The sequence below is a fragment of the Streptomyces sp. NPDC052107 genome, from assembly GCF_040680215.1.
GTDB lineage: Bacteria > Actinomycetota > Actinomycetes > Streptomycetales > Streptomycetaceae > Streptomyces.
In genome coordinates this window covers 373,729-399,273 of the sequence record NZ_JBFAWG010000001.1, presented here as the reverse complement: position 1 = coordinate 399,273, position 25,545 = coordinate 373,729, and the positions used below count along the sequence as shown (strand labels likewise).

25 protein-coding genes are annotated in these 25,545 nt (G+C 72.3%); 9 read left to right on the top strand and 16 right to left on the bottom strand.

All coding sequences use genetic code 11. The features are described 5' to 3' along the window. Positions 1–11 precede the first annotated feature (11 nt). Both AB0M27_RS01800 and AB0M27_RS01795 read right to left on the bottom strand, forming a co-directional pair. Entirely contained in the window at positions 12–1,850 is a 1,839-nt protein-coding gene (locus AB0M27_RS01800) for an FUSC family protein (RefSeq protein WP_365716808.1), read from the bottom strand. Positions 1,851–1,997: 147 nt separating this feature from the next. Beyond that, positions 1,998–2,771, bottom strand: a complete 774-nt coding sequence (locus tag AB0M27_RS01795) for a nucleotidyltransferase domain-containing protein (RefSeq protein ID WP_365716863.1) — start codon at positions 2,769–2,771, stop codon at positions 1,998–2,000. Positions 2,772–2,921: 150 nt separating this feature from the next. Between AB0M27_RS01795 and AB0M27_RS01790 the strand changes: the two genes are divergently transcribed. The 3 genes from AB0M27_RS01790 (at position 2,922) to AB0M27_RS01780 (ending at position 4,819) form a co-directional block, all read left to right on the top strand. Beyond that, the gene (locus AB0M27_RS01790; protein WP_365716806.1) at positions 2,922–3,836 is read left to right on the top strand and encodes a hypothetical protein; all 915 of its coding nucleotides are present in this window, start codon (positions 2,922–2,924) and stop codon (positions 3,834–3,836) included. Positions 3,837–3,923: 87 nt separating this feature from the next. Next, positions 3,924–4,367, top strand: a complete 444-nt coding sequence (locus AB0M27_RS01785) for a RidA family protein (RefSeq protein WP_365716804.1) — start codon at positions 3,924–3,926, stop codon at positions 4,365–4,367. Further along, positions 4,364–4,819: a GNAT family N-acetyltransferase gene (locus tag AB0M27_RS01780; protein WP_365716802.1), complete on the top strand. Its 456-nt coding sequence runs from the start codon at positions 4,364–4,366 to the stop codon at positions 4,817–4,819. Before AB0M27_RS01785 ends, AB0M27_RS01780 begins: the two co-directional genes overlap by 4 nt. 49 nt (positions 4,820–4,868) lie before the next feature. On the opposite strand, the gene AB0M27_RS01775 is transcribed toward AB0M27_RS01780, so the two are convergent. Both AB0M27_RS01775 and AB0M27_RS01770 read right to left on the bottom strand, forming a co-directional pair. Next, positions 4,869–5,591, bottom strand: coding sequence for an aspartate/glutamate racemase family protein (locus AB0M27_RS01775; protein WP_365716800.1), 723 nt, complete (start codon positions 5,589–5,591; stop codon positions 4,869–4,871). A gap of 5 nt (positions 5,592–5,596) precedes the next feature. After that, positions 5,597–7,054 (bottom strand): NCS1 family nucleobase:cation symporter-1, encoded by a 1,458-nt coding sequence (locus AB0M27_RS01770; protein WP_365716798.1) that lies wholly within the window; start codon positions 7,052–7,054, stop codon positions 5,597–5,599. 189 nt (positions 7,055–7,243) lie between these two features. Between AB0M27_RS01770 and AB0M27_RS01765 the strand changes: the two genes are divergently transcribed. Further along, positions 7,244–7,906, top strand: a complete 663-nt coding sequence (locus tag AB0M27_RS01765; RefSeq protein ID WP_365716796.1) for a GntR family transcriptional regulator — start codon at positions 7,244–7,246, stop codon at positions 7,904–7,906. 122 nt (positions 7,907–8,028) lie between these two features. On the opposite strand, the gene AB0M27_RS01760 is transcribed toward AB0M27_RS01765, so the two are convergent. Further along, complete coding sequence (locus AB0M27_RS01760; RefSeq protein WP_365716794.1) at positions 8,029–8,724, bottom strand: uracil-DNA glycosylase; 696 nt, start codon at positions 8,722–8,724, stop codon at positions 8,029–8,031. 387 nt (positions 8,725–9,111) lie between these two features. Here AB0M27_RS01760 and AB0M27_RS01755 point away from each other — a divergent pair, with 387 nt between their 5' ends. Further along, the gene (locus AB0M27_RS01755; RefSeq protein ID WP_365716792.1) at positions 9,112–9,867 is read left to right on the top strand and encodes an RNA-binding S4 domain-containing protein; all 756 of its coding nucleotides are present in this window, start codon (positions 9,112–9,114) and stop codon (positions 9,865–9,867) included. A 314-nt stretch (positions 9,868–10,181) separates the two neighbouring features. Here AB0M27_RS01755 and AB0M27_RS01750 read toward each other — a convergent pair whose 3' ends face one another. The 3 genes from AB0M27_RS01750 to AB0M27_RS01740 all read right to left on the bottom strand — a co-directional run bounded on the left by AB0M27_RS01750 (position 10,182) and on the right by AB0M27_RS01740 (position 12,552). Continuing rightward, positions 10,182–10,631: a DoxX family protein gene (locus AB0M27_RS01750; RefSeq protein ID WP_365716790.1), complete on the bottom strand. Its 450-nt coding sequence runs from the start codon at positions 10,629–10,631 to the stop codon at positions 10,182–10,184. A 104-nt stretch (positions 10,632–10,735) separates the two neighbouring features. Continuing rightward, entirely contained in the window at positions 10,736–11,431 is a 696-nt protein-coding gene (locus tag AB0M27_RS01745; RefSeq protein WP_365716788.1) for a class I SAM-dependent methyltransferase, read from the bottom strand. 209 nt (positions 11,432–11,640) lie between these two features. Continuing rightward, positions 11,641–12,552, bottom strand: a complete 912-nt coding sequence (locus AB0M27_RS01740; RefSeq protein WP_365716786.1) for an acyltransferase domain-containing protein — start codon at positions 12,550–12,552, stop codon at positions 11,641–11,643. 86 nt (positions 12,553–12,638) lie between these two features. On the opposite strand from AB0M27_RS01740, the gene AB0M27_RS01735 reads away from it, so the two are divergent. Beyond that, on the top strand, positions 12,639–12,935 hold the full coding sequence (locus AB0M27_RS01735; protein WP_365716784.1) for a DUF6343 family protein: 297 nt from the start codon (positions 12,639–12,641) through the stop codon (positions 12,933–12,935). A gap of 49 nt (positions 12,936–12,984) precedes the next feature. Here AB0M27_RS01735 and AB0M27_RS01730 read toward each other — a convergent pair whose 3' ends face one another. From AB0M27_RS01730 to rpsA, 4 genes are all read right to left on the bottom strand, one after another. After that, the gene (locus tag AB0M27_RS01730; RefSeq protein WP_365716782.1) at positions 12,985–13,365 is read right to left on the bottom strand and encodes a tetratricopeptide repeat protein; all 381 of its coding nucleotides are present in this window, start codon (positions 13,363–13,365) and stop codon (positions 12,985–12,987) included. Positions 13,366–13,426: 61 nt separating this feature from the next. Next, positions 13,427–14,038, bottom strand: coding sequence for a dephospho-CoA kinase (gene coaE / locus AB0M27_RS01725; protein WP_365716780.1), 612 nt, complete (start codon positions 14,036–14,038; stop codon positions 13,427–13,429). Between the two features lie 45 nt (positions 14,039–14,083). Beyond that, positions 14,084–15,022: a PAC2 family protein gene (locus AB0M27_RS01720; RefSeq protein WP_365716778.1), complete on the bottom strand. Its 939-nt coding sequence runs from the start codon at positions 15,020–15,022 to the stop codon at positions 14,084–14,086. 220 nt (positions 15,023–15,242) lie between these two features. Beyond that, positions 15,243–16,733 (bottom strand): 30S ribosomal protein S1, encoded by a 1,491-nt coding sequence (gene rpsA, locus AB0M27_RS01715; protein WP_363213635.1) that lies wholly within the window; start codon positions 16,731–16,733, stop codon positions 15,243–15,245. A 371-nt stretch (positions 16,734–17,104) separates the two neighbouring features. Between rpsA and AB0M27_RS01710 the strand changes: the two genes are divergently transcribed. Next, entirely contained in the window at positions 17,105–17,941 is an 837-nt protein-coding gene (locus AB0M27_RS01710; protein WP_365716861.1) for a class I SAM-dependent methyltransferase, read from the top strand. A 97-nt stretch (positions 17,942–18,038) separates the two neighbouring features. Next, the gene (gene hrpB, locus AB0M27_RS01705) at positions 18,039–20,564 is read left to right on the top strand and encodes an ATP-dependent helicase HrpB (RefSeq protein ID WP_365716775.1); all 2,526 of its coding nucleotides are present in this window, start codon (positions 18,039–18,041) and stop codon (positions 20,562–20,564) included. Here hrpB and AB0M27_RS01700 read toward each other — a convergent pair. From AB0M27_RS01700 to AB0M27_RS01690, 3 genes are all read right to left on the bottom strand, one after another. After that, on the bottom strand, positions 20,554–21,546 hold the full coding sequence (locus tag AB0M27_RS01700; RefSeq protein ID WP_365716773.1) for a DUF3068 domain-containing protein: 993 nt from the start codon (positions 21,544–21,546) through the stop codon (positions 20,554–20,556). The two genes, hrpB and AB0M27_RS01700, sit on opposite strands and share 11 nt — an antisense overlap. A 28-nt stretch (positions 21,547–21,574) precedes the next feature. Beyond that, entirely contained in the window at positions 21,575–21,709 is a 135-nt protein-coding gene (locus AB0M27_RS01695) for an SPW_0924 family protein (RefSeq protein WP_208901447.1), read from the bottom strand. Positions 21,710–21,869: 160 nt separating this feature from the next. Beyond that, positions 21,870–23,591 carry a lytic transglycosylase domain-containing protein gene (locus AB0M27_RS01690; protein WP_365716771.1) on the bottom strand — a complete coding sequence of 574 codons (1,722 nt, stop codon included), beginning with the start codon at positions 23,589–23,591 and terminating at the stop codon, positions 21,870–21,872. A 341-nt stretch (positions 23,592–23,932) separates the two neighbouring features. Here AB0M27_RS01690 and AB0M27_RS01685 point away from each other — a divergent pair, with 341 nt between their 5' ends. Beyond that, positions 23,933–24,820: a DUF4184 family protein gene (locus tag AB0M27_RS01685; RefSeq protein ID WP_365716860.1), complete on the top strand. Its 888-nt coding sequence runs from the start codon at positions 23,933–23,935 to the stop codon at positions 24,818–24,820. On the opposite strand, the gene AB0M27_RS01680 is transcribed toward AB0M27_RS01685, so the two are convergent. Next, positions 24,711–25,148, bottom strand: a complete 438-nt coding sequence (locus tag AB0M27_RS01680; RefSeq protein ID WP_365716769.1) for a hypothetical protein — start codon at positions 25,146–25,148, stop codon at positions 24,711–24,713. The two genes, AB0M27_RS01685 and AB0M27_RS01680, sit on opposite strands and share 110 nt — an antisense overlap. Between the last annotated feature and the right edge of the window lie 397 nt (positions 25,149–25,545).

The window sequence follows — 25,545 nt, the reverse complement described above, 5'->3', positions numbered from 1 at the left end:
CCACCGTACGGCTACGCGGCGACGGGCAGCGGTACGTCGACCCCCTGGTGCCTCAACTCGTCCACGGCGTCCTGCAGTTGTCCGACATGCCGAGGGGTGAGCCGGCCCGTCTCGTCGAGGTGCACGGCGCAGGCCGTGGTCGTGTCGACAAGTCGCTCCAGGACGTCCGCGACGGCGTCCGTGCCCGCCGTGTGCCGGGCGAGGGCGGGCAGTTCGGCGGCGGCGAGCGCGATGGCGGTACGGGCCTCGGCGAGGGTGCGGTAGGCCTCCCGGCGCAGCGCCCACCGCTCACCGCGGTCGCTGGACTCGCCGAGGACGTGCACGAGATAGGCGTGCGCCGCGCTCCCGGCCGTGGCGAGCCGCGCCCGTACCCCGCCGCCGCGCTCCCCCGGCATCGGCAGATGCCCGACGACCAGCACGAGCACACAGGCCAGCAGGGTCTCCCCGATCCGGCTGACGGAGGCCTGCGGCTCACCCCCGGCCATCACCAGGGCGAGGACGAGGACGGTGACGACGGCGGTCAGCGCGGCGAAGTGCCGGGTGGCGACCGGCACGAGCGCCCCGCAGACCGCGACCAGCGCGATCAGCCCGGCCGGGCGTGGCAGCAGCGCCGTCAGCCCGGCGAACACCAGGGCGCCCAGCACGGTCCCGGCGGCCCGGCACAGCACCCGGGAGGCGAGCGGCCCGAGGTCGGGCTTGACGAGGAAGACGGCTGTGGCGGGCAGCCAGTACCAGTGCTGGTGCTGGCCGTACCAGCGGGTGTGGTGCAGCGCCTGGGCGATGGCGGCGCTGGCCCCGAAGCAGACGGCGACCCGCAGCCCGTACTCGCGTCCACCGGTGCCGAACGCGGTGCGCAGGGCGCCTGGGAGGCCCGTGCGCGGGGTGAGCAGCCGGTGATGGGCGCCCTTGCCCTGGTCGAAGGCCTCGGCGGCGCGCAGCAGGGCGTCGTCGAGGGCGCGCAGGGCGGGGGCCGACCGGTGGGGGGCGGGCAGCGAGCCGGTGCCGGTGTTGCCGCGGACGGCTGCGGCGAGCCGCCGGGGCCCTTCCGCGGCCCGCGCGGAGACGGGCTCGCCCGCCCAGAACAGCGCGGTGGCGGCCTCTGCGAGCGGGAGGGCGGCCACATATTGCGCATGCAGCCGGCGCTCGGCGGCGGAACTGGCGTACCGGCGCAGCCGGGGTCCGGCGAGGGCGTCCTGGGCATGGTCGAGGGCGGCGGTGAGCGCGGCCCGCCGTGCGGTGGCCCGCTCCCCGCCGACCGCGTCGAGGAGCGCGGCCACGGCGTCGTACACGTGGGCGACCGCCGCCCGCTCCCCGTCGAACCGGAAGTCCCCGGCGAGCGAACCGGGCGTGGGCAGGGCGAGCCGCAGCACAAGCAGCCAGCCGGCCCCGGCGAGAAAGGCGAGGGCCCGCTGCCAGCCGCTCTGGGCCGCCGGCATCCCGGCGCCGATCGCGGCACCGACGAGCAGTTGCGTTCCCGCGGCGGAGGCGACGGGCCCGACCGCGCTGATGCCACCGGCGACCAGCCCGAGCAGGGTGAGCGCCAGGGTGAGCGGTACGGCGGCCAGCCCCTGCCCCGCATACGTCCCCGCGAGCAGCCCGAGCGCCCCGGCCAGCGCGGGCACCCCGAGCCGCTTGACGGAGACCCGCCGGCTGCCCGGACGGTCGTTGATGCCGGCGAGCATCGCCGCGATGGCGGCGAGAACGCCGGGCGCGGTGTGCCCCGTAGCGACGCCGGCGAGCAGCAGTGGCCCGGCGGCGAGCGCACCCCGGGTCACCGCGCTCCACGGAACGGGACCGCGCTGGGCGCGCAGGGCATGGGCTAGCCAGAGGGGGGCGGCGGGCCGGGACACAGGACTCCTGTCGTACGCGGGCGGGATGTGCCTCGCCTTCGGACGACGGTGGCCGGGTGGGCTGTGCCCCACGGTAGGGGGCGTTCCTGGTGCGAACGGGGCGATCACGTTTCCGGCATGTGAAAGGTGCCGGGGTGGCCGGTTTCTTTATGAACGCAATGCCCCGGCGACGATCTCCTCGGCCTCGGTCACGGCGGCGACGAGAACCTCGGGTTCGGCCCGCAGCGCGCCCACCACCGCGTCGATCCCCCGCAGCCCGGCCCGCTCCAGCAGCCGTTTCTCGTTCGTCACCCACTCACCACGTGCCGCGAGCACTCCGTGCGCGGCCTGGGCGGCGGCCGTCGCGAGGGAGCCGGCGGTCTCCGTCAGGCGGCCGTGGGGGGCGTGGTTGGCCTTCGCGTAGCCGAGGGTGGCGCGGGCGGTGCCGTGCCAGCGCTCGGCGGCGGTGACGCGCAGCCTGGCCGGGTAGCCCGCCGGGCGGGGCAGGGTGCCTCGGAGCACCTGGTTGACGGCCAGTTCGGCCACGATCAGGTAGGTGGGGATGCCGGCGAGATGGAAGAGCAGCTGCTCCACCCGGAACCGTCCCTCCTCCGCCTCCGCCAGCTCGTGCTCGACCACGTCCAGGTCCCGGTAGTGCACATCGACCCGGCGTCCGTCGACGGACAGCCAGGCCCCGCCGTTGAAGACCCCGCCGCCCCAGCCGCCGATGTCGCAGACCTCGCCCTCCCAGCCGGCGGCCCGCAGGTCGTCGGGGTCGAAGGGGCCGCGGTAGTAGATCGCCAGGTCCCAGTCGCTGTCCGGGCGGTGGGTGCCCTGGGCCCGGGAGCCGCCGAGGGCGACCGACCGGACGGTGGGGAGGGCGGCGAGGCGGTCGGCGGTACGGGCGAGGAAGACGGGATCGGGAAGCTGGGGCGTGGGCATGGGCATGGGCTCAGCCTGCCGCAGCGGTCACGGAGCCCGCCCCCGAAATTCCCGGGAGGCTTTCCGCTCCGTCCACCTGGTCACGGCCCGTTGTCAGTGGCACGCGTTATCAAGGAATCGTAACGCAGTGTGACAGCGGGGCAGGCAGTCGTGACGATCCAGGACGGCAGGGACAGGAACGCGAGCGGGCACGAGCGGGAGGAGGAGGCCCCGGGGCCGCAGGAGGGCCGGGCGGACGCGCCGCAGACACGCACGCATGTGTCGACGGCGGGGCTGCGCGCTCGGGGATGGACACCGGGCATGGTCCGCCAACTGCTCGGCGAGCCCGATCTGCTGCGGAGAAACCCGCACTTCGCCTCGGCACCGCGGACACGGTTGTGTCGCCTCGACCGGGTCGAGACGGCCGAGCGCAGCGAGGAGTTCCGTGCCGTTTCGGCCGCCGCGGCCAGCCGGTCGGCAGCAGCGCGGGCCGCGTTCCGGCGGCGTCGGGAGGTGCTGGCACGGATCGCGGCGGAGCCCATCGACGTGCCGCGTCTGCCGGCGCGCCGGCTCACGGAGCCGGCGGTGGAACACCGCGACCGGCGGGACACGGAGCGGACATACGAGCGGCGGAGGCATGCGCCCGATCCCGCGGCGGCACCGGCGGCCGATCCGCACGCGCTCGACCGCTGGAAGGTCGACCACCTGCGACATCGGCTCACCCGGTACGACGAGCTCCTGGGCGGACTGCGCGGGAGCACGGGACGTGCCGCGGCCGAGGAACTGCTGCGCCGCCGGCTCTGCGCGGCCGTCGCCGAGGCGTACCCGGACCTTGCCCAGGAGTGCGAACGGCAGTTGGGTGAACGAGAGTCGGGTCCACCCGGGCGCATGACAGGTCAGGACGGAGCTCCCGCGGCGAGGGGACCGCCTGCGCGGCCGTCCCTACGTTCCCGGCACACGAAGGATGATCAAGTCCTCCCGGTGCACGAACGTCTGACGGCCTCCCCTCCCCTGCTCGCCGGGCACCTCCGGGCGGAGAGCAGTCGGCACCGTCGCCGTCGACATCTGGCCGACGGCTCCGGGTAATTCGGATGCGGGCAGGGCCGACGGGACCGATCATCGGGATTTGTCGGGAAGTCGTGTCGTCCACTGCAGTTTCAGGAGAGCACCCCAGTGATCCAGCGCGTAACCGTCCCGGTCCTCTTCCCGCCGCCCCGCTATGCGCACGCCTCCGTTGTCGAGGCCGGGACGAAGCTGGCCTTCCTCGCCGGGGCCGTGCCGCTCGACGAGAAGGGGGACATCGTCGGCCCGGGTGATCCGGTGCGGCAGGCGGAGCAGGTGATCGCCAATCTCAGGGAGCAACTGGGCGCGGTGGGAAGTGACTTGGCGCATGTGGTCGCGACGGACGTGTACGTGGTGAGCAGCGAGCCGTCGGTACTGTCCGCGGTGTGGGACGTGGTGGAGGCCTCCGGGCTGAGCGCTGGTCCGCACTCGTCCACGCTGCTCGGAGTCGCGTGCCTCGGCTACGCCGGGCAGTTGGTGGAGATCACGGCCACGGCCGTGGTGCCGGAGGAGCGGGGCACGCCCGTGGTGCCGGAGCGGGAGGGGAACCGGTGACGGACGAGGTCGTACTGCGCCGGGCCGTGGCGGCGGACGCCGCGGCCGCCGCGGACGTGTATCTGCGGTCCTTCGACGCCGCCCTGCCCACCGTCGTGCGGCCGCACACCGACGACGACGTGCGGGAGTACATCCGGGACGTCGTCGTGCCGTTGCGGGAGACCTGGGTGGCGGAGGCCGACGGCGGCGGGATCGTCGGGCTGATGGTGCTGAAGGAAGAGTTGCTGTCCCAGCTGTACCTGGACCCGCAGTGGCGGGGGCGCGGCATCGGCGACCGGTTCGTCGCGCTGGCCAAGGAGCGCAGCCCGGGCGGGCTGACCCTGTGGACCTTCCAGGTCAACAAGCCCGCCCACCGCTTCTACGAGCGCCATGGTTTCGCCGCGGTCGAGTTCACCGACGGCAGCGGCAACGAGGAGGGGGAGCCGGACGTGCGGTACGTCTGGCGGCCTTGAGCCCCGCCGTTCCGGCCCACCGTGGCGACCGAGGGCCACGTCTTCCGGCTCAGCGTGCCGGGCGTCCCCACCTCCTCCCCTTGGGCAGCGGTCTGTCGTAGCTGCCCGCACGGCTGGTGGTCAGGCCCAGGGCGACCAGGGACTCGGCGAGCTTGACCGCCGCCGCCACGCCGTCGACCACGGGCAGCCCGAGCTTCTCCCCCACCGCCCGCTGCAGTCCCGTCATCCCGGCGCAGCCCAGGACCAGGACCTCGGCGCCCGCGTCCCGGGCCCGCTCGGCCGCCGTCAGGAACGCGGCCTCGGTGCGGCCGGGATCGTCGGCGAGGTCGAGGACGCCGAGGCCGGTGCCGACGACGGCGGCGCAGTTCCGGGCCACACCGGCCGTCTCCAAGCTGTCCTCGATCTGGCCGCAGGAGCGGTCCAGGGTGGTGACGATGCCGTAGCGGCGGCCGAGAAGGCAGGCGAGGTGGGCGGCGGCCTCGGTGATGTCCACGACCGGGACGTCCACCAACTCCCGTACGCCTTCCCGGCCGTGCTCGCCGAAGCCGGCCAGGACGACGGCGTCGTACGCGGGTCCGCCGTACGTCCGCAGGGTGTCGAGGACGGCCGCGGCGGAGAGATAGCTGTCCAGCCAGCCCTCGGCGGACGCCGGCCCCCAGGCGGGGGTCAGACCGGTCACCGTGGTGGCCGGGCTCGCGGCGGCCCGGGCGCCGCGGACGATCTCCTCGGTCATATCCTGCGTGGTGTTGCAGTTGGTGACGATGATCCGCACGCCTGTCAGGCCTCCTTCGCCGTCGTCGCACGCTCCCGGCGGCTCAGCAGGGCGTACAGGCCGGCGGCGAGCGCCGTGCCGATGAACCAGGAGTACGGCGCCACATCGCTGAAGCTCTTCACCAGCGCCACTACGGCAGCCACCGCGGCGGAGGGCAGGAACGCCCACAGCGCCGTCGGGTTGACGCCCTTGCGGTAGTGGTACGGGGTGCCCGGCCGGGCGTCGAACAGCGCGTCGATGTCGACCTTGCCGCGCTTGACCCAGTAGTAGTCGACCATGATCACGCCGAACAGCGGGCCCAGGAAGGCGCCGAGGCCGCCGAGGAAGTAGTTGACGACGGTCGGGTTGGAGAAGAGGTTCCAGGGGGTGACGAGCAGCGCGGCCACCGTGCTGATCATGCCGCCGACCTTGAAGGTGATCTTCTGCGGCCAGACGTTGGCGAGGTCGTACGCCGGTGAGACGAAGTTGGCGACGATGTTGACGCCCATGGTGGCCACCGCGAAGGTGAACGCGGCGATCACGAGCACCCAGGTGTTGCCGACCTTGGCGACCAGTTCCGCCGGGTCGGTGATGGCCTGTCCGAACGCCTTCAGTGAGCCGGCCGTGACGATCACCGACACCACGACGAAGGCGGTGGAGTTGATGGGCAGGCCCCAGAAGTTGCCACGCCGGACGGTCTTGTAGTCGGGCGCGAAGCGGGAGAAGTCGCAGAAGTTGAGCATCAGCGTGCCGTAGGTGGCGAGGATGAGGCCGATCGCGCCGAACCACTGCCGCCACTGCTCTCCCGTGGACACCGGGTGCGGGGTCGAGGTGAGCGAGATGCTCCAGTGGGCCTTGGCCAGGACCCAGAGCGCCAGTGCGATCATCACCAGCCAGATCGCCGGACCGCAGAAGTCCTGGAACTTCCGCACGGCCTCCATGCCCTGGCTGATGATCAGCGCCTGGATCACCCAGAGCGAGACGAAGGAGATCCAGCCGAGCGCGTCCAGGCCGACGAAGGAGTGGTGGGTGAGGGAGTCGAGGCCCGGCCAGGCCGCCAGCAGCATCACGTTGACGGCGACGGAGGCCAGATAGGTCTGGATGCCGTACCACATGATGGCGATCACGGCCCTGATCAGCGCGGGGATGTTGGCACCCCAGACGCCGAAGCTGATCCGGCTGACCACCGGGAAGGGTACGCCGTGGCGCTGGCCGATCCTCCCCATCCAGTTCATGCCGGCGTAGATGAGCACGAAGCCGACGAGCAGGGAGGTGAAGACCTGCCAGACGTTCATGCCGAGGACCAGCAGGCCGGCGGCGAAGGTGTAGTTGCCGAGGTTGTGGACGTCGGACATCCACATGGCGAAGAGGTCGAAGACCTTCCAGTTCCGCCGCTCGGCGGGGGCGAGGTCCTCGTTGACGAGGCGGGGGTCGGGGACGAACGCGGGGGCGCCGGTGGCTTCGGCGCGGTCGGCGAGGGACACGGGGCCTCCTGAACAGGGGGACGAAGGGGCCATACCGTAGGAACTCGGACGGACTGCAGGCCGGAGACCCGCAGCGAGGCGCGTTTGGTATACCAAACAGTCGACATGGTGCCGTCGTCAAGCGTTCGGACCGATGTCCTTGCCGTTACGGCCCCGTAAAAGTGGCCTCGCGTCGGCGAAGATGGGCCCATGACGAAGATCGAACCCCTGGGCGCGGTGCGCGAGCGCGTCCTGGCGAGCCTGCGGGAGGACATCATCGCCGGGCGCCTCGGGCCCGGTGACCGACTCGTCGAACGGGAGCTCGCCGAGCGGTTCGGCGTCTCCCGGGTGCCGGTGCGGGAGGCGATCCGCGCGCTGGTCGCCGAGGGCTTCGTCCTCTTCGAGTCGGCCCGCCGCACGGTGGTACGCCCGCTGAACCCGACCGACGTCAGGGAACTCTTCGAGCTGCGCGAGGCCTTGGAGGTGTACGCGGCGGGGCTGGCGGCGTCCCGGGTGACCCCCGAGGCCCTGGCGGAGCTACGGGACCTGCTCGACCAGGCGGCGCGGGCGACGAAGGAGGGCGACGCCGAGGCGATCACGGACATCAACACACGCTTCCACGACCGCATCCGCGCCCTGGCCGGCAACAGCCTGCTCATCTCGGTCATGGAGCCGGTCGACGGCCGCCTGCGCTGGCTCACCCGGCGGAACGAGGAATGGCCCCAACTCCTCACCGAACACCGCGAGTTGTACGAGGCGATCGCCTCCGGCGACCCCGACCGCGCCCGCGCCCACGCCCTCGACCACGTCCGCGCCAACTACCGCTCGACGGTACGGCACCTGTTCGGAACGGATCCCGCTGACGCCGACTGAAGGACCGCGGCCCGCTGAAGAGGGACCGCTGCGGGCTCGTGACGGGCGGCCGCCGGCTCCCGAGGGGTCGCTGCGAGCTCCTGGCGGGCGCCGGCCGGTCGGGGTCGGCTGTTGGAGGGCGGTTACCGCAGGCCGGCTGTCTCCGCCGCTGTGTGCAGCACCTCGCGGAGCATCTCCGTGGTGAGCCGGCCGGTGAAGGTGTTGCGCTGGCTGACGTGGAAGCAGCCGAAGAGGTCCAGGTCGTCGAGCGCGACCCGGGTACCGTGGGCGAAGGCCGGGCGGGGCCGGGGCACGGTCCAGCCCGCCTCATGGAACGCGGGCAGCGCGGCCTGCCAGCCGAAGGCGCCGAGCACGACCGCGGCCCTCAGTGTCGGGCGCAGCAGCCTCAGCTCCTGGACCAGCCAGGCGCGGCAGGTGTCACGCTCGCCGGGGGTCGGCTTGTTGGCGGGCGGGGCGCAGTGCACGGGCGCGGTGACCCGGACGCCGTACAGCTCCAGCCCGTCGTCGGCGCTGACGGACGTCGGCTGGGAGGCGAGCCCCTCGTCGTACAGCGCCTGGTAGAGCACATCTCCCGAGCGGTCGCCGGTGAACATCCGGCCGGTGCGGTTGCCGCCGTGCGCGGCTGGGGCCAGCCCGATGATCACCAGCCGTGCGTCGGCGGGACCGAAGCCGGGCACCGGCCGCCCCCAGTACGTCCAGTCGGCGAACGCGGCCCGTTTCGTGCGGGCCACCTCCTCGCGCCACTCGACCAGCCGAGGACAGGCCCGGCAGTCCGCGACCCGCCGGTCGAGCCGGGCGAGGGCACTGCTGTCGTCCATACGGCCACCGTATGCCTCCACCGGCTCTCGTGGGCGCCGTCCCCAGCGCCAGGAACCCGCAGATCAGCGCGGACAGGATCGCCGGCAGCGGCCACACGAACCGCGGAGGTCCGCCGTGGCCGACTGCGGCCGCGGCCCGACCAGCACGGCCGCTACAGGAGCAGTGCGGCCGGCTGCGGGAGGGGCCGGTCGAGGTCGGAGCCGTATGGGGAGGCGTCCCTCTCGCCGGTGAGCGCACGGGAACAGGGCACCACCGATCGGCGTATCCGGGGTACGCCGGCCGGGTGCGGCCGCCCGCCATCTGCACCGACACCCCGGGCGCCCGGCGCCGACCATCCGGAAAAATCGCCTCCGGCTCACCCCGCCCGGAGAGTTAGGGTCAGGGGCATGGCTTCCGAGGATGCGGACGAGAACGTGAACCGTGGGACAGGCGGACCGGACGGGCCCCGCCCCGCCCAGGACGCCCCGGACACCCACGACACCCACGGCTCCGGTGCCTCCGCCGAGCAGCCCGTCGATCCGAAGATCGCCGCTGCGGTCGCTGCCGCCGAGGCCGCGGGACCGGCCAACGGTGAGACGGTCCGGATCGACAGCTGGATCTGGGCCGTGCGTCTGATCAAGACGCGTTCCCTGGGCGCCACCGCCTGCAGGGGCGGCCACGTCCATGTGAACGGCGAGCGGGTGAAGCCCGCCTACTCCGTGCACGTCGGCGACGAGGTGCGCCTGCGGCACGAGGGCCGGGAACGGGTCGTGATCGTCAAGCGCCTGATCCGCAAGCGGGTCGGCGCCCCCGTGGCCGCCCAGTGCTACATCGACAACTCCCCTCCGCCGCCGCCCCGCGAGGCCATCGCTCCCGCCGGCCTTCGCGACCGAGGCACCGGCCGCCCCACCAAGCGCGACCGCCGCGAAATGGAACGCCTCCGTGGCCCCGCGGGCCCGGGCCTCCCGGGCGGCTTCGGCGCCGCAGCCCCTGGCGGCTTCGCCGGACTCGGCGACCCCGGTGGGTCCGGGGGCCGAGGTGGAGCCGGGGCGGGCGGCCCCGGCGGCTCCGGTGGGCGCGGTGGCTCCAGCAGGTCCGGTGGGTCCGGCAGGCGTGGTGGATCCGGGTCCGGCGGGACCGGTGGGCACCCCCGAGGACGGTGACCCTAAGGCCTTACCCCGCAGGGACGGTCGAGGCCGTCGACCGGAAACCCTTGCCCGGCCGGCATGGATCCGGGTCCGGGGGGACCACCGGCGGGCATCCCCGGGGACGGTGAACCGAAGGCGTTATCCCACACGAACCGGTCCACCCCGTCGACCGGAAACCCCCGCCCCGCCGACATCGATCCAGATCCGACGCGACCGACGGGCATCCCCAGGGACGGCTGCCCGAAGGCGCTACCACCCGCATGCACACGCCGGTGCCGTCGGTCGGGCCCCCGCGCCCGGCCGGCGGCACCGGCGCCGCGCACCCGGGGTCACCGCCGCCGCACCCACCGCAGCAGCTCCGCGTTGTGCCCGCGCCGGGCCCAGGCGATCAGGGCGAGCGGCACCATCAGGATCAGCGGGGTCGCCGCGTTCTGGCCGTCGAAGACCGTGAGCTGGACGATGAACGCGCCCACCATCAGCGCGCTGAGCGCGATCGCCGCCACGGACTGCAGCACAGGGATCAAGAGTGCGACGCCTCCGGCGAGTTCGAGCGCGCCGATGGTGTACATGGCCCCGCTGCCCCAGCCGATCTTGTCGAAGGCCTCGACGGCCGAGGGGTGTGCGATGAGCTTGGGCAGCGCGCTCGCGATGCCGTAGAAAAGCGCGAGCAGCACCTGCACGGTCCGCAGCGCGACCCGGGCCGCGCGCCTCCGGCCGCTCAGGGAGCCGGCGGAGTCGACGGAAGCGGTGCGGGCGACGGGAGCGGTGGTCTCGGGCATGAGGGTCTCCTGGGGGAAGCGGTGCCGATTGCTTACACCGAGGTAGACCGGACACCGTCCGGAAACTCATCGCTCTCCGGCCGCCCTGTGCGACCGTCCGCCCGCTATGCCTTCGGCACGGCCCGCACCCAGGTCCGGTCCGGTGTCAGATACGCGTCCACCTCCAGCCCCGCTTCCTCCAGCGCCGACTCGAACTGCTCCTTGGTCAGCGGCCGGGCCAGGAACGTCTGGGTCCAGCGCGCGTCCGGGAAGTCGTACTCGACGTGCACCGAGTTCGCTCCGTTGCCGACCGGCTCCGAGGAGACGATCCGTACGGTGAAGCCGCTCGGGTCGACCCGCTCCCTGGGCACGTTCGTGTGGTAGTCCTCGCCCTCCCGTTGGATGAGCACGCAGCCGCCCTTCGCCACATACCGGGCGCAGGTACGCAGCATGCCCCTGCGCACCTCCTCGTCACCGACGTGCACGAGGAACGACGCGAGCATCACCACGTCGAACTCCTTGCCGTCCAGGTCCAGTTGCTCGATGGGGCCGCATATCGTGCGCGCCCCGCGGATCCGGCTCAGCATGTCGGCGGACTCGTCCACCACCGTGACCCTGAAGCCGCGCTCGAGCAGGGGGTGGGTCATCCGGCCCACTCCGCTGCCCAGCTCCAGGATGTGTGCCCCGGCCGGTACCGCCGCGGCGATGATCTCCGGCTCGTCGCCGGCCGGCAGCCGCTCGTACAGCTCGACCGCGCAGCCGTCCGGGGTGATCGCACCGGGTCCCGTGCCCTCGTATCCCTCACGCATCTCGACCGTCATGCCCGAACAACGGCCTGGCCTCGCACGGCCGTTCCCGTCCGCCCACAGTTCACTCGTTCGAGTTAGTCCGCGCTGTTCGGCCCGGCTCCGTGCGGTTCGGCGGCCTGGTGCGCGCTCTTCGGCGGCCTGATCCGCGCGGCTCGGCTCGACCCGCACGATCCAGCGTGTCCACCCTGTCCGGGGGACCACGCCATCCGGCGTGGACCACGCTATCCGGCCGGGAACGGAAACCACCCGCGCCCCATGTACCAGTGGCCGCCCGCCCGCAGATGGTCCCCCACGGCCCGCTCCACGGACGTGCGGGCGGGCAGCTCCGCGGCCGGCAGGTCGGGGTCGCCGAAGACGAACTGGACGGGTTCGGTGTCGGCCGGCTCGGTGTCCTCGCGGACGGTGCGGAATCGGTCCTGGAAGCGGACGATGTTGGAGTCGGCCGGCAGGTACCGCTTCAACTGCGGGTCGAGCAGCCAGGAGTGGCACAGTGCGGCCACCGGCCGCTCCTCGGGGAAGTGCACGGCGAAGAACTCGCGGGCCCGGGCCAGGGAGCGGTCGCAGGCGGACGGGGTCAGCGGACCGTGGAAGTCGGGGATGTGGAGGTTCAGGCAGGCCGTGCCGGGGAGCGCGTCCAGGCCGGCCGCCGCGAGCACGGGAGCCGTGCGCTGCCCGAGCCGTGCCCGCTCGAACTGCAGCCGTCCCAGCTGGTACAGCTCGCCCCGGAAGTGACGGACGAGCCAGCGCCGCGACTGCACGCCGGTCGTACCGTGCCGTCTGCGGTGCACGGCCATCTGACGGCCCAGGTCGGCCAGGGTGCGCCGGGAGACCTCGGGCGGGATGCCGCGCTCCCGGTGCCGGGCGAGGGTGTGCGGGGCCGCGGCGACGAAGACGTACACGGCGAAGACGCCGGCCAGCTCGGTCGGCGCCGTGTCGAGGAGTCCGGCGAGCTCGGGTGTGCGGTCGATCTCCTCCGGATCGCGGAACAGCTCCTCGACGCACTCCTCCAGGAGTCTCAGCACTCCCGGGTCACCGGTCACCCGGCGCCGCGCGGCCACCAGATCGTTGATGTCCTGGTGCGGCACGGCCAGGTCGAGGAGCAGCTCGGGCAGGTCGTCGGCGTCCGGCAGCAAGAGAACCCCCTTCGACGAGCAACGGTCGAGCGCCGTTGGTGTGCGTCGCCACCGAAGAGTACGTTGCAAGCAGGAGTGGTGTTCCGATGCGTACGGGCAGTGAACCGGCGACCGCGCGCAGTGCTCTGCGGGCGCGGTTCTGGCTGTCCGTGTGGGGACTGGTCTGGGCGGTCTTCGGCACGGTGGCGTTCGCGCTCCTCGGGCGCCCCGGCTGGGCGGCGGCCTGCGCGGTGCTGTGGCTGGTGGTCACCGTCGACATGGCCATGATCGTCAGACACATCCGGCAGGGCCCGCACTATCAGCCGGGCCGTGACGTGCCGCCCTACCCGCCGCCGGAGGGCGGACCGCCGTTCCCGGGCCCGCCGAGGCACCGGCATCCGTGACCGACCCGCCGCACGGCACGACCGGCTCAGTCGCTGAGCCGTCGAAGGATCAGTCGTCGAAGCGTGCCGCCTTCAGGTACCGCGGGTTCGGGTCCAGTGCGGCAGCGAGACGGAAATGGCGTTTGGCCTGGTCGGGGCGGCCCTGGCGTTCGTAGGTGCGGGCCAGCGCGAAGTGCGCGAACGCGTTGTCCGGCTCGCGCTCCAGCACGATCGTGAACTCCAGCTCGGCGGGCCGCAGTTGTGCAGCGGCGAAGAACGCACGCGCGCGGAGCAGCCGGGCCGCGGTGTTCTCCGGGTGCGCGGCGATGACTGGGTCGAGCAGCTTCACCGCACCCCGCGGGTCCCGTGAGTTGAGCAGATGCTCGGCTGCACGGAAGTCGATGACATGCGTCTCCGGAGTACGTCCGGTGGAACCGCTGGTCTCGGGCACGGCAGAGTCCTTCCCTCACTGGAACCTTTCAACGCCCGCGGGGAGGGCCGCTATTCCGGCGCTACTCCGCGGTACCCTCGCGCGCCCGCCGTACGAGGTCCTCCCACACCTCGGCGACACGCTTGTGCAGCGCGTCCAGCGGTACGTCGTTGTCGATCACGATGTCCGCGATCTGTCTGCGCTGCTCGCGGGTCGCCTGCGCGGCCATACGCGCGCGTGCGTCCTCCTCGGTCATCCCACGCAGCCGGACCAGCCGGTCGAGCTGGGTCTCGGGGCTCGCGTCCACGACGACCACGAGGTCGTACAGCGGTGCCAGGCCGTTCTCCGTGAGGAGGGGTACGTCGTGGATCACTACTGCGTCGTCGGCCGCGGCCTCCTCAAGCTCTCGGGAACGGACGCCCACGAGCGGGTGCACGATCGAGTTCAGAACGGCGAGCTTCTCGGGGTCGGCGAAGACGATCGAGCCGAGCTTGGGCCGGTCCAGGCTGCCTTCCGCGGTGAGGACGTCCTCGCCGAAGGCCTCGACCACGGCGGCGAGGCCGGGCGTGCCCGGCGCCACGACCTCGCGCGCGATGCGGTCCGCGTCGATCAGCACGGCCCCGTGCTCCACGAGCAGCCGTGACACCTCGCTCTTGCCGACGCCGATGCCACCGGTCAGGCCCACTTTCAGCATGACCGGAAGCTTAGGCCCTGCCACTGACAGCGGGCCCCGGGGAGGTCAGTTGTCGCCTTCGCGCTCCGCCAGGAACCGCTCGAACTCGCGCCCGATCTCGTCGGCCGACGGGATGTCCACCGGCTCGGCGAGCATGTTGCCCCGGGTCTCGGCGCCCGCTGCGGCGTCGTACTGGTGCTCCAGGCCCTGGACGAGCGCGGTGAGCTCCTCGTCGCCCTCCTGGATCTGGCGGTCGATCTCCGTTTGGGTGCGGTACGCGTCCGTACGGAGCGAGTGCGCGATACCCGGGAGAACCAGCCCGGTGGCGGCCGTGATGGCCTCCAGGACGGTCAGGGCGGCGTCCGGGTACGGCGAACGGGCGATGTAGTGCGGGACGTGCGCGGCGACGCCCAGGACGTCGTGCCCGGCCTCCATCAGGCGGTACTCCACCAGCGACTCGGCGCTGCCGGGCACCTGGGCCTCCTCGAAGGGGCTGCGGTGGCCCCGGATGAGGTCGGAGCGGTTGCCGTGCGGGGTGAGATCCACCGGGCGGGTGTGCGGGACGCCCATGGGGATGCCGTGGAAGTTCACGGAGAGGCGGACACCGAGCCGCTCCACGATCTGCTGTACGGCCGCCGCGAACCGCTCCCACTCCACGTCCGGTTCGGGACCGGAGAGCAGCAGGAAGGGGGCGCCCGTGGTGTCCTGGACGAGACGGACCTCGATGGCCGGGACCTCGTAGTCGGTCCAGCGGTCCCGCTTGAAGGTCAGCAGGGGCCGGCGGGCCCGGTAGTCCACGAGCCGGTCGTGGTCGAAACGGGCGACGAGCCGGTGGGGCAGTGAGTCGAGCAGCCGCTCGACGATCTGGTCTCCGGTCTCGCCCGCGTCGATGTATCCGTCGAAGTGGTAGAGCATGACAAGGCCGGCCGACTCCTGGGCGAGCGCCATGTCGACAACGGCGAGGCCCTTCGGCTCCCATGCGTACAAACCCTGCGGATCAAGCACTGTGACCGCTCCTCCTCGTGTCCCTCAGGTCAACGCCCCCTGGAACGCGGTCATTCCCGCGACACGCCGCTGATCAGCGATCTCACGGACGGCTTCTGCCCGGGCAACTCCTTGGCACGCGAAGGACAACGGCAAGACAACCCGAAAACGCCTGAGGGACCGCACCTCGAAAGGTACGGTCCCTCAGAACCAGCTATCGGCTAAGCCTCAGCGTCAGCGATCAGCTCTGGCCACCGGCGAGCTTCTCGCGCAGCGCGGCCAGCGCCTCGTCCGAGGCCAGCGCACCGGAGGTGTCCGCGCCCTCGGAGGAGTACGAACCGCCGGTCGCGGCCGGAGCCGCAGCCTCGCCGCCCTCGGCGGCGGCAGCGGCGTCGGCCTCGCGGGACTTGATGACCTGCTGCTGGTGCTGCTCGAAGCGGGACTGCGCCTCGGCGTACTGGCGCTCCCACTCCTCGCGCTGCTTCTCGTAGCCCGGCAGCCAGTCGTTGGTCTCCGGGTCGAAGCCCTCGGGGTAGATGTAGTTGCCCTGGTCGTCGTAGGACGCGGCCATGCCGTACAGGGTCGGGTCGAACTCGACCGAGGCCGGGTCGGCACCGAAGGACTCGTTGGCCTGCTTCAGCGAGAGGCTGATGCGACGACGCTCGAGGTCGATGTCGATGACCTTGACGAAGATCTCGTCGTTGACCTGGACGACCTGCTCCGGGATCTCCACGTGACGCTCGGCCAGCTCGGAGATGTGGACCAGACCCTCGATGCCCTCGTCCACGCGGACGAACGCACCGAACGGCACCAGCTTCGTGACCTTGCCGGGCACGACCTGGCCGATCTGGTGGGTGCGGGCGAACTGCTGCCACGGGTCTTCCTGGGTCGCCTTCAGCGACAGGGAGACGCGCTCGCGGTCCATGTCGACGTCGAGAACCTCGACGGTGACCTCCTGGCCGACCTCGACGACCTCGGACGGGTGGTCGATGTGCTTCCAGGACAGCTCGGAGACGTGGACCAGACCGTCGACGCCACCCAGGTCCACGAAGGCACCGAAGTTGACGATCGAGGAGACGACACCGGAGCGGACCTGACCCTTCTGGAGGGTCGTGAGGAACGTCTGGCGGACCTCGGACTGGGTCTGCTCGAGCCAGGCGCGGCGGGACAGGACCACGTTGTTGCGGTTCTTGTCCAGCTCGATGATCTTCGCCTCGAGCTCCTTGCCGACGTACGGCTGGAGGTCGCGGACGCGGCGCATCTCGACGAGAGAGGCCGGGAGGAAGCCACGGAGGCCGATGTCGAGGATGAGGCCACCCTTGACGACCTCGATGACGGTACCGGTGACGATGCCGTCCTCTTCCTTGATCTTCTCGATGGTGCCCCAGGCACGCTCGTACTGGGCGCGCTTCTTCGAGAGGATCAGGCGGCCTTCCTTGTCCTCCTTCTGGAGGACAAGGGCCTCGATCTCGTCGCCGACGGCCACGACCTCGTTCGGGTCGACGTCGTGCTTGATCGAGAGCTCGCGGCTCGGGATGACACCTTCGGTCTTGTAACCGATGTCGAGCAGGACCTCGTCCCGGTCGACCTTCACGATGACGCCGTCGACGATGTCGCCGTCGTTGAAGTACTTGATCGTCTCGTCGATCGCTGCGAGGAAGGCTTCCTCGTTACCGATGTCGTTGACCGCTACCTGCGGGGTGGTGGCGGTGGTCTCGGTGCTGCTCGTCATGTGGGAAAGGGCTCCGGTACGGACATTGAAGTCGTAGGTACTGCTTACGCCGGGAGCCCGTTTCGCTCTGCAGAAGCCGGACAGCCAAGGAAGCGCCACCAAATGGACACCGGGTGCCCGGTGGCGCCTCGAGAACCGAGGGGACATACAACAGATGCGAGCGCAGCCTGCTACGTCTGAGGTGCGCAGGCCCGCAGCGCAACTTGTAGCATACGGGGGCAGCCGGGCAGGGTCAATGCGCGAAGGCGCACACCCGGGGCAGATCGCGCATATCCGGCAGAAGAAACGTCCTTTGAGGCCAGACAGGCCTGCGGGACCGCTTCCGTGTCGGACCCCGGCGGGTTGGACGGAAGAGTACGACGAGGGAGCCGATCATCCAAGAGCCGGAAGCGTACGAGCCCGAGGGACCCGAGGCGTTCGAACCGGAGGCGACACGCCGTGACGCCGGGGTCGCGGAGAGCGCACGGGCCAACCGGGGCTGGTGGGATCGCAACGCGGACGAGTACCAGGTCGAGCACGGCACGTTCCTCGGCGAAGACCGCTTCGTGTGGGGCCCGGAGGGCCTGGACGAGGTGGAGGCCGAGTTGCTCGGCCCGCCGGAGGAGCTGAAGGGCAAGCACGTGCTGGAGATCGGCGCGGGCGCGGCGCAGTGCGCGCGCTGGCTGGTCGCCCAGGGGGCCCGCCCGGTGGCCCTGGATCTCTCGCACCGTCAGTTGCAGCACGCCCTGCGCATCGGCGGAGCGTTTCCGCTGGTCTGCGCGGACGCCGGCGCGCTGCCGTTCGCGGACGGCTCCTTCGACCTGGCCTGCTCCGCGTACGGGGCGCTGCCCTTCGTCGCCGACCCACGGCTGGTGCTGCGCGAGGTGCGCCGGGTGCTGCGGCCGGGCGGCCGGTTCGTGTTCTCGGTGACCCATCCGATCCGCTGGGCGTTCCCGGACGAGCCGGGCCCCGAGGGCCTGTCGGTGTCGTCCTCCTACTTCGACCGCACGCCCTACGTGGAGCAGGACGAGGAGGGACGCGCGGTCTACGTCGAGCACCACAGGACGCTCGGCGACCGGGTGAGGGACATCGTGGCGTCCGGTTTCCGCCTGGTGGACCTGGTGGAGCCGGAGTGGCCGGCCTGGAACACCTCGGAGTGGGGCGGCTGGTCCCCGCTGCGGGGCAATCTGATCCCGGGGACGGCGATCTTCGTGTGCGAGCGGGACTGACCTCCCACCTCTTACATACGCACACGCGCGCGTGGGCGCGTTTCTTACGTGCACGCACGCGTGAGGGCCGCATTCGCCGTCGTACGACACTTGGGACGTGATCCGTTACGACGCCCTGGATGCGCTGCCCGTGCGCTCGGCCCTGCCCGCCCTGACCGAGGCCCTGGAGGACGGCGGCAGCGCCGTGCTCGTGGCGCCGCCCGGCACCGGCAAGACGACGCTGGTGCCGCTCGTGCTGGCGGGGCTGGTCGGGGACGGGCTCTTGCGGCGTGTCGTGGTGGCCGAGCCGCGCCGGATCGCGGCGCGGGCGGCGGCCCGGCGGATGGCCTGGTTGCTGGGCGAGAAGCCCGGCGAGAGCGTCGGCTTCACGGTCCGCGGCGAACGGGCCGTGGGGCGGCACACGCGTGTGGAGGTCGTGACGACCGGTGTGCTGCTGCAGCGGCTGCAACGGGACCAGGAGCTGCCGGGCGTCGACGTCGTGGTCCTCGACGAGTGCCATGAGCGGCATCTGGACGCCGACACGGCGGCCGCGTTCCTGTGGGACGTGCGTCAGGCGCTGCGGCCGGAGCTGCGGCTGGTGGCCGCGTCGGCGACGACCGACGCCGAGGGCTGGGCGCGGCTGCTGGGCGGGGCGCCCGTCGTCGAGGCGGAGGGCGTCGCGCATCCGGTGGAGGTGGTGTGGGCGCCTCCGGTGCGTCCGGTACGGCCACCGCACGGGATGCGGGTCGACCCGGCGCTGCTGGCGCACGTGGCGTCGGCGGTGCGGCGGGCGCTCGCCGAGCGGGACGGGGACGTGCTGTGCTTCCTGCCTGGTGTGGGCGAGATCGCGCGCGTGGCGGGCCAACTGGGCGATGTGGGGGACATCGACGTGCTCCAGGTGCACGGGCGGGCGCCGGCCGCCGTGCAGGACGCGGTGCTGGCGCCCGCGGCGCGGCGCCGGGTGGTGCTGGCGACCTCGGTGGCGGAGTCCTCGCTGACGGTGCCCGGGGTGCGCGTGGTCGTGGACTCGGGGCTGGCCCGGGAACCGAGGGTGGACCACGCGCGCGGGCTGAGCGGGCTGACGACGGTACGGGCGTCGCGGGCGGCCGGGCGGCAGCGGGCGGGGCGGGCCGGGCGGGAGGCGCCGGGGGCGGTGTACCGGTGCTGGTCCGAGGCCGAGGACGGGCGCCTGCCGGCGTTTCCGGCGCCCGAGATCAAGATGGCCGACCTCACCGCGTTTGCCCTGCAGACGGCTTGCTGGGGCGATCCGGACGCCTCCGGGCTGGCGTTGCTCGATCCTCCGCCGGGCGGGGCGATGGCGGCGGCGCGGGAGGTTCTGTCGGCCGTCGGCGCGGTGGACTCCGTCGGTCGGGCGACGTCGGTGGGTGTGCGTCTGGCTCGGCTGGGGGTGCACCCTCGGCTGGGGCGGGCCTTGTTGGACACCGGCGGTGAGGGAGCGGAGGTTGTCGCCCTGCTCTCTGAAGAGGTGCCGCGGGATTACGGGGATGATCTGGCCGGTGCGTTGCGTCGCGCGCGGCGCGGGGGTGACGCCTATGCAGGGCGGTGGGCGGCGGAAGTACGGCGGCTGCGGGCCGTCTCACAGGAGTTTTCCCAGCAGCCCGCCAGGGACCGTCGGACAGCAGGCGCCGTCCAGGTCGGAGCAGGCACCGGTGACGACAAGCTCGCCGGGCTTGTCGCCGCCCTCGCCTTTCCCGAGCGTGTCGCCAGGCTCGACGGTGGCTCGTACCTCATGGCTTCCGGCACCCGGGCCGAGCTCGGGGACGGATCGGCGTTGCGCGGAGCGCCCTGGATCGTCGTCGCCGTTGCCGATCGGCCCGCCGGGAAGGGGCACGCGCGTGTGCTGCTCGGAGCCGCCGTCGACGAGAGCGTGGCGCTCGCCGCCGCCGGGACTCTGCTCGACGAGCGGGACGGGGTCCACTGGGCCGACGGCGATGTCGTAGCCCGGCGTGTCGAACGGCTCGGTGCCATCGAGCTTGCCGTACGGCCGCTGAAGGACCCTGACCCGGCACTCGTACGCGATGCCCTGCTCGACGGGTTCCTGCGCGAAGGGCTCGGGCTGCTGCGCTGGTCGCCGGAGGCGGAGGTGCTGCGGCAGCGGCTCGCGTTTCTGCACGCCCGCCTGGGCGAGCCGTGGCCGGACGTGTCCGACGACGCGCTGCACGCGTGCGTGGACGACTGGCTGGAGCCGGAGCTGGGCCGGGCCCGGCGGCGGGCCGATCTCGGCCGGATCGACGCCGGGCAGGGACTGGCACGGTTGCTGCCGTGGGCGACCGGGGAAGCCGCGCGGCTGGACGAGCTGGCGCCCGAGCGGATCACCGTACCGAGTGGGTCCAGAATCCGGATCGACTACCGGGATCCGGAGCGGCCCGTGCTCGCGGTGAAGCTGCAGGAGATGTTCGGGCTGCGCGAGACGCCGGCCGTCGCGGGTGTGCCGCTGCTCGTGCATCTGCTCTCCCCCGCCGGACGGCCCGCCGCCGTCACGGCCGACCTCGCCTCCTTCTGGAGGGACGGCTACCGGGGCGTACGGGCCGAGCTGCGCGGGCGGTATCCGAAACATCCGTGGCCCGAGGACCCGGCGACCGCCGAGCCCACCCGGCACACCAACGCGCGGCTCAGGCGCTGACCGGTTCGGGTTCGGCGGGTTCCGTGGGTGCCGGGTCCCGGGGGCGGCGGGCGCGGGCCTCCAGGTAGAGGGAGAGGGCCAGGAGCAGGATTCCCGTGCTCAGGGAGCCCCAGGGGACGTACGAGGTCAGCGTCAGCACCAGGGTGCGGTTGTGCTTGACCAGGGCGACCGTGTGCTCGATGTAGTCCTCGCGCATCTTCACGTCCCCGGCGAACGCCGTCACCCTGGCCCGGCCGCCGAGCAGGGTGCCGCCGCGCAGTTCCTCCCTGTGGAGCTCCTCGCCGTAGACGGGCGCGCCGGTGACGGGTTCGACCCAGAACCTGCGGACGGTGCTGTACCAGCGGGTGGTGCCGGTCTTGGCGACGGACTCAGGGGTGATGCCCTGGACGGGCATGGTCTTCGGCATGGCGACCTTGGTCCAGGGGATGGTCTGTTCGAAGTAGTAGACCTTCAGGCCGCGGAAGGTCCGGGTGCCCTCGTAGTGGATGGGGCTGGTGGTGCGGGTCTGCGCGTCGAAGTACTCGTAGTCGCGTTTCTGCGTCAGGAAGGGCCACTTGAACTCGATGCCCTGGCGGGTGACGGGATCGCCGTCGACCGTCTCGCCGGTGGCGTGCACGGGGTCCTGGCTGTGGGCGTCGAAGATGTAGCGCTCGGGGACCTTGGAGACCATCTTGCCGTCGGGGCCCTGGACGTAGGAGAGGCCGTCCCAGACCACGACCGGCCGGCCCGCCGTCCTCTCGATCTTCTTCGCGGCCGCCACGTCGCCCTTGAGGGTCTGCACGATGGTGACCTTGGAGACCTTCCTCGCGCGCATCGTGCCGTAGTCGAGGAGGGTGGCGCCCTTGGCCTCCAGGACCATGTCCTGGTACTGGTTCGGGGGGATCCTGGCCAGGCGCGGGAAGGCGTACCAGCGCATGAGCGGGGCGAGCGCCGCAAAGAAGACGGCGCAGGCGAGCAGGACCAGGCTTGCCTTGCGGCGCATGGAAGGCCTCCCTCCCGGACGGGCGCGGCTACGGGTGCGAGGGCACCGTGGTCAGCAGCGGCTTGGGGGATGTCCGGCCCGTCGGCGCACCCATGGCGGTCATCGCCAGGACCAGGGCGAGCGCGAGGGCGAGACCGGTCGCGGCGGCGATCAGGGCGCGCATACGGGCCTCCCGGCGGACGGTCGTGTCCTGACAGCTTTCTGATGGCTCGTCAGGTTCGGCACCGTAGCAACGGGCGGGTGAGATGAGAACAGCGGTGCACGCACGAAGGAGGGCGCCCTCCCCGCCGGTGCGGAGAGGGCGCCCTGCCGGTTCGCGTGTGTCAGGAGGCGGACGGACTCGGGGACGGGGACGGGCTCGCCGAGGAGTCCGCGGCGGCGACCTTCAGCTCGACGGTGAGCGTCGCTCCGCCGGCGGTGGTGATGCGGAGCAGGAAGGTGCCGGTGGTGTCGTCCGCGTACAGCTTCGGCAGGGTCAGCAGGCCCTTGGCATCCGTCTTGAGGTCGGTGAGGGTGCGCACGGGCTTGCCGTCGGCGTCCTCGAAGTACGGGCCCTTGTCGTTCTCGGTGGCGTCGGTGTCGGACTTGATCAGGGTGGCGGTGGCCGCGACCCCGTCCGCGACGGCGCCCTTGTACGTCGCCTCCACCTGGACCTGGTCGGCGAACTCGCCGCCCGGGGTGCAGGTCAGCGGGGTGTCGCTGGTACGCGCCAGGGTGTCGGCGGCGCGCTCGGTGACGGTGACCGGGTAGGCGACGCCCTTGACCGTGCGGCCCACGACGGTGGCCATGACCCTGAAGTCGCCGGTCTTCTCGCCCGCCTGGAGGGCCGGGGCGAGGGCGACGCCCTTGGCGTCGGTGGCGACCGTGGCCACGGTCTCGCCGCCGGCGAAGGTGGCGTCGGTGTCCCCGGTGATGGTGAACCGGATCCTGACCTTGGCGACGGCCTTGCCGGCCTTGGTCTCGGCACGGGTGCCGATCCGTTCGGTGAAGGCGTGCCCGGCCATCGCGGTGAGCTTGGCGGTGCCCGCGTCCTGAAGGTGGTCCACGGTGTCGGTGGGGGTCTGCGGGGGCGTCGGAGGGACGGGCGGCTTCGGCGGGGTCGGGCTGGGGCTTCCGCTCCCGCCGCCGGGCGCGCTGGGCTTGGGGTCGGGCTTGGGCTTCGGCGCCTTCGAGTGCCCCGGGGACTTGGCGCGCGGGGTGCCGTCGTCGCTGCGGTGGGTGGGCACGTCGCCGGTGCCGTCGGGCACGGAGTGGGTGCCCTTGCGGTAGTACTCCAGCCACGACAGGACGGTGTTCAGGTAGTCCTGCGAGTTGTTGTAGCTGAGTATCGCGCTGTGCAGGTTTGCCTCGTTCGAGAGGTCCCAGCCGTTGCGGCACAGGTAGTGGCCGGCGGCGAGGGCGGCGTCGTAGACGTTGTTGGGGTCCTTCTTGCCGTCGCCGTTGCCGTCGCGGCCGGCCCAGGCCCAGGTCGACGGGATGAACTGCATGGGGCCGACGGCCTGGTCGTACTCGGTGTTGCCGTCGTAGACGCCGTGGTCGGTGTCCTTGATGAGCGCGAAGCCGTTGCCGTCGAGCGCCGGGCCCAGGATCCGGCCGATCGTGGTGCCGTCGGCGTCGACCCGGCCGCCGCGGGCCTGGCCCGACTCGACCTTGCCGATCGCGGCGAGCAGCTGCCAGGGCAGATTGCAGCCGGGCTTGGCAGAACGCAGTTGGGCCTCGGCCTTCTTGTAGGCGTCGAGGACCGTCGCCGGGATGCCGGCCTCGGCGTCGCCCTGGGCGACGGGGGTGCCGGTGGCGGCCGGCGAGGGGCTGGGGTCGGGGCTGTTGAGCGGCGGCAGGTCCGTGTAGTACGGCGAGTTGCCGGTGGCGTTGCCGTCGGAGGTCGCGTCGGGTACGGGGGCTGAGGCGCCGGCCGTCGCCTGTCTGCCGTGGTCCTCGCCGGGCATTCCCGGAGCCTGGGACGCGGACAGTGCCGCGACCGCTGCCGCGGCCACGGCGGTGGTCGCCGCCCCCTTGCGCAGCCGCCTTCCGAAATGCGCCGCCATCGAGTGAACCCCTCCTGTGGACTCCGTGCGTCCGTCTCCGTCTGTCTGCCTCGCCCTGGTGTGACGGTTGACCCGCTGTTCTGGTTGCCCCTGTGACGCCCTTCCATTTGTGCGACGTGTGTGCGACTGAGCACCCCGCAGGGCACGCCGCAGGTGACCCTACGACAACTTGCTTTCCGTCGGGACCCGTTCACGCCCGTTTTTCACCCGTTGGCCAACTCTCGTTGACACGAAGAACCCCGGACGGCAGTCCCGCGTCCGGGACGCACCTGGTCGACGGATACTGGACGGACGTGATCACCGGCCCGGCGCCAGGCCGACGACCGTTCCTGGGGGCTCTGTTGCCGTTCACACTCAGCCATGCGGCCGCCGTGCTGCCCGCGGTCCGCCGGGACGGGACCGGCCGCGGCCCGCTGGTGCCGGCGGTACTCGTCGCGGGCTCCATCGCGCCCGACATGACCTACTACGCGGCAAGCGTCCTTCCGGGCGGCATGGAATTCGGCGCGGTCACGCACGCGTTCGCCGGGGTCTTCACGGTCGACGTGCTCATCTCCTGGGCGCTGGTGGGGCTGTGGCTGCTCGTCCGCGAGCCGTTGCTCGCGCTGCTGCCCCGGGGCCGGCAGGGGCGGCCGTCCGTGCTGCTGCGCTGCGGTGCGCCACGCGCGCGTGCACGCGTGGTCACGGTGGCGCGGTGGTACGTCTCCGGGGTGCTGGGTGCGCTGACCCATGTGGTGTGGGACGCGTTCACGCATCAAGGGCGGTGGGGGACGCGGCTCGTTCCGGCGGTCGGGCGGGACCGGGTGGCGGGCATGCCGCTGTTCTCGTGGCTGCAGTACGGCTCGTCCGTGGCGGGCGCGCTCGTGATCGCGGTGTTCGCCGTGCGTGCGCTACGGCGTGCGCCGGGCGGGGTGCCGGTGGGGGTGCCTGTGCTGTCCGTGCGGGACCGGTGGTGGGCCGGTGCGGTGATCGGGGGCTGTGCGGTGGCCGGGGCGGTGCAGCGGGCGGCGCGCTGGTGGGCGCTCATGGGGGCGCCGGAGCGGCCGTGGGAACTGGTGCCCACCCTGTGCTTCGGGGTGGGCACCGGGCTGGTCCTGGGCGTGGTGCTGTACGCCGTCGGGGTCAGGGTGTGGCGTCGGGGCCCGGTTCCGGACGGTCCTGGAGGTCTCGCTGATCCGGGTGATCCCGGTGGGGTGGTCGGTGCGGGCCCGGGGCGGCCGGTCGCTCGGTGAGGGACGCGACGAAGACCGTGAGGGTGCACCGGGGACGCCGTCTCGGGATCGCGGTGAGCGCGAGGGCGAGGTAGCCGCGGGCGAGGTCGGCCCACTGGCGCCAGTCGGGGGTGTGGTCCGCGGGGTCGGTCAGGCCGGCGAGTCTGTGCCGGAGGTTCGTGGCGGTCCTGCGGACGGTATCGGTCAGCTCGGCGGGGATGCGGGCGGTGCTTGCGTCGGCCGCGAGGGCCGGGACCGGCGAGGCGGACATGGCCTGCGCCGAGACGGCGTCCGCCCAGGCCCGGAGGTCTGCCTCGGGCGTCCGGCGGTGAAGCATGCGTATACCCATGCCCGCAGTTTTGCGGCTGTGGGGGGTGGGGGGCGTTTTGGCGGGGGCCACGTGAGTGACGGTCCCCGCGGGGGTTCGGCCGAATTGCTGGTGTGGGTGCCGGGTTCTTGTGCTCGTGGGGCCGGGTGGTGATGGGCGGCGCGTGGGTTGCGGTGAGTTCGGCACCGCCGGGGAGCACGGTGGGGGCTGGGCGCCGTTGCGGCGGGGACTCGGGGGCGCCGGCGTTTCAGGTGCGGGTGGGCCCAGGCATGGGTTGCGGCAGGTCTGACACCGCCGGGAGGGCTCGGTGGGGGCTGAGCGACGTTGCGGCGGGGACTCGGGGGCGCCGAAGTTTCAGGTGCGGGTGGGCCCAGGCATGGGTTGCGGCAGGTCTGACACCGCCGGGAGGGCTCGGTGG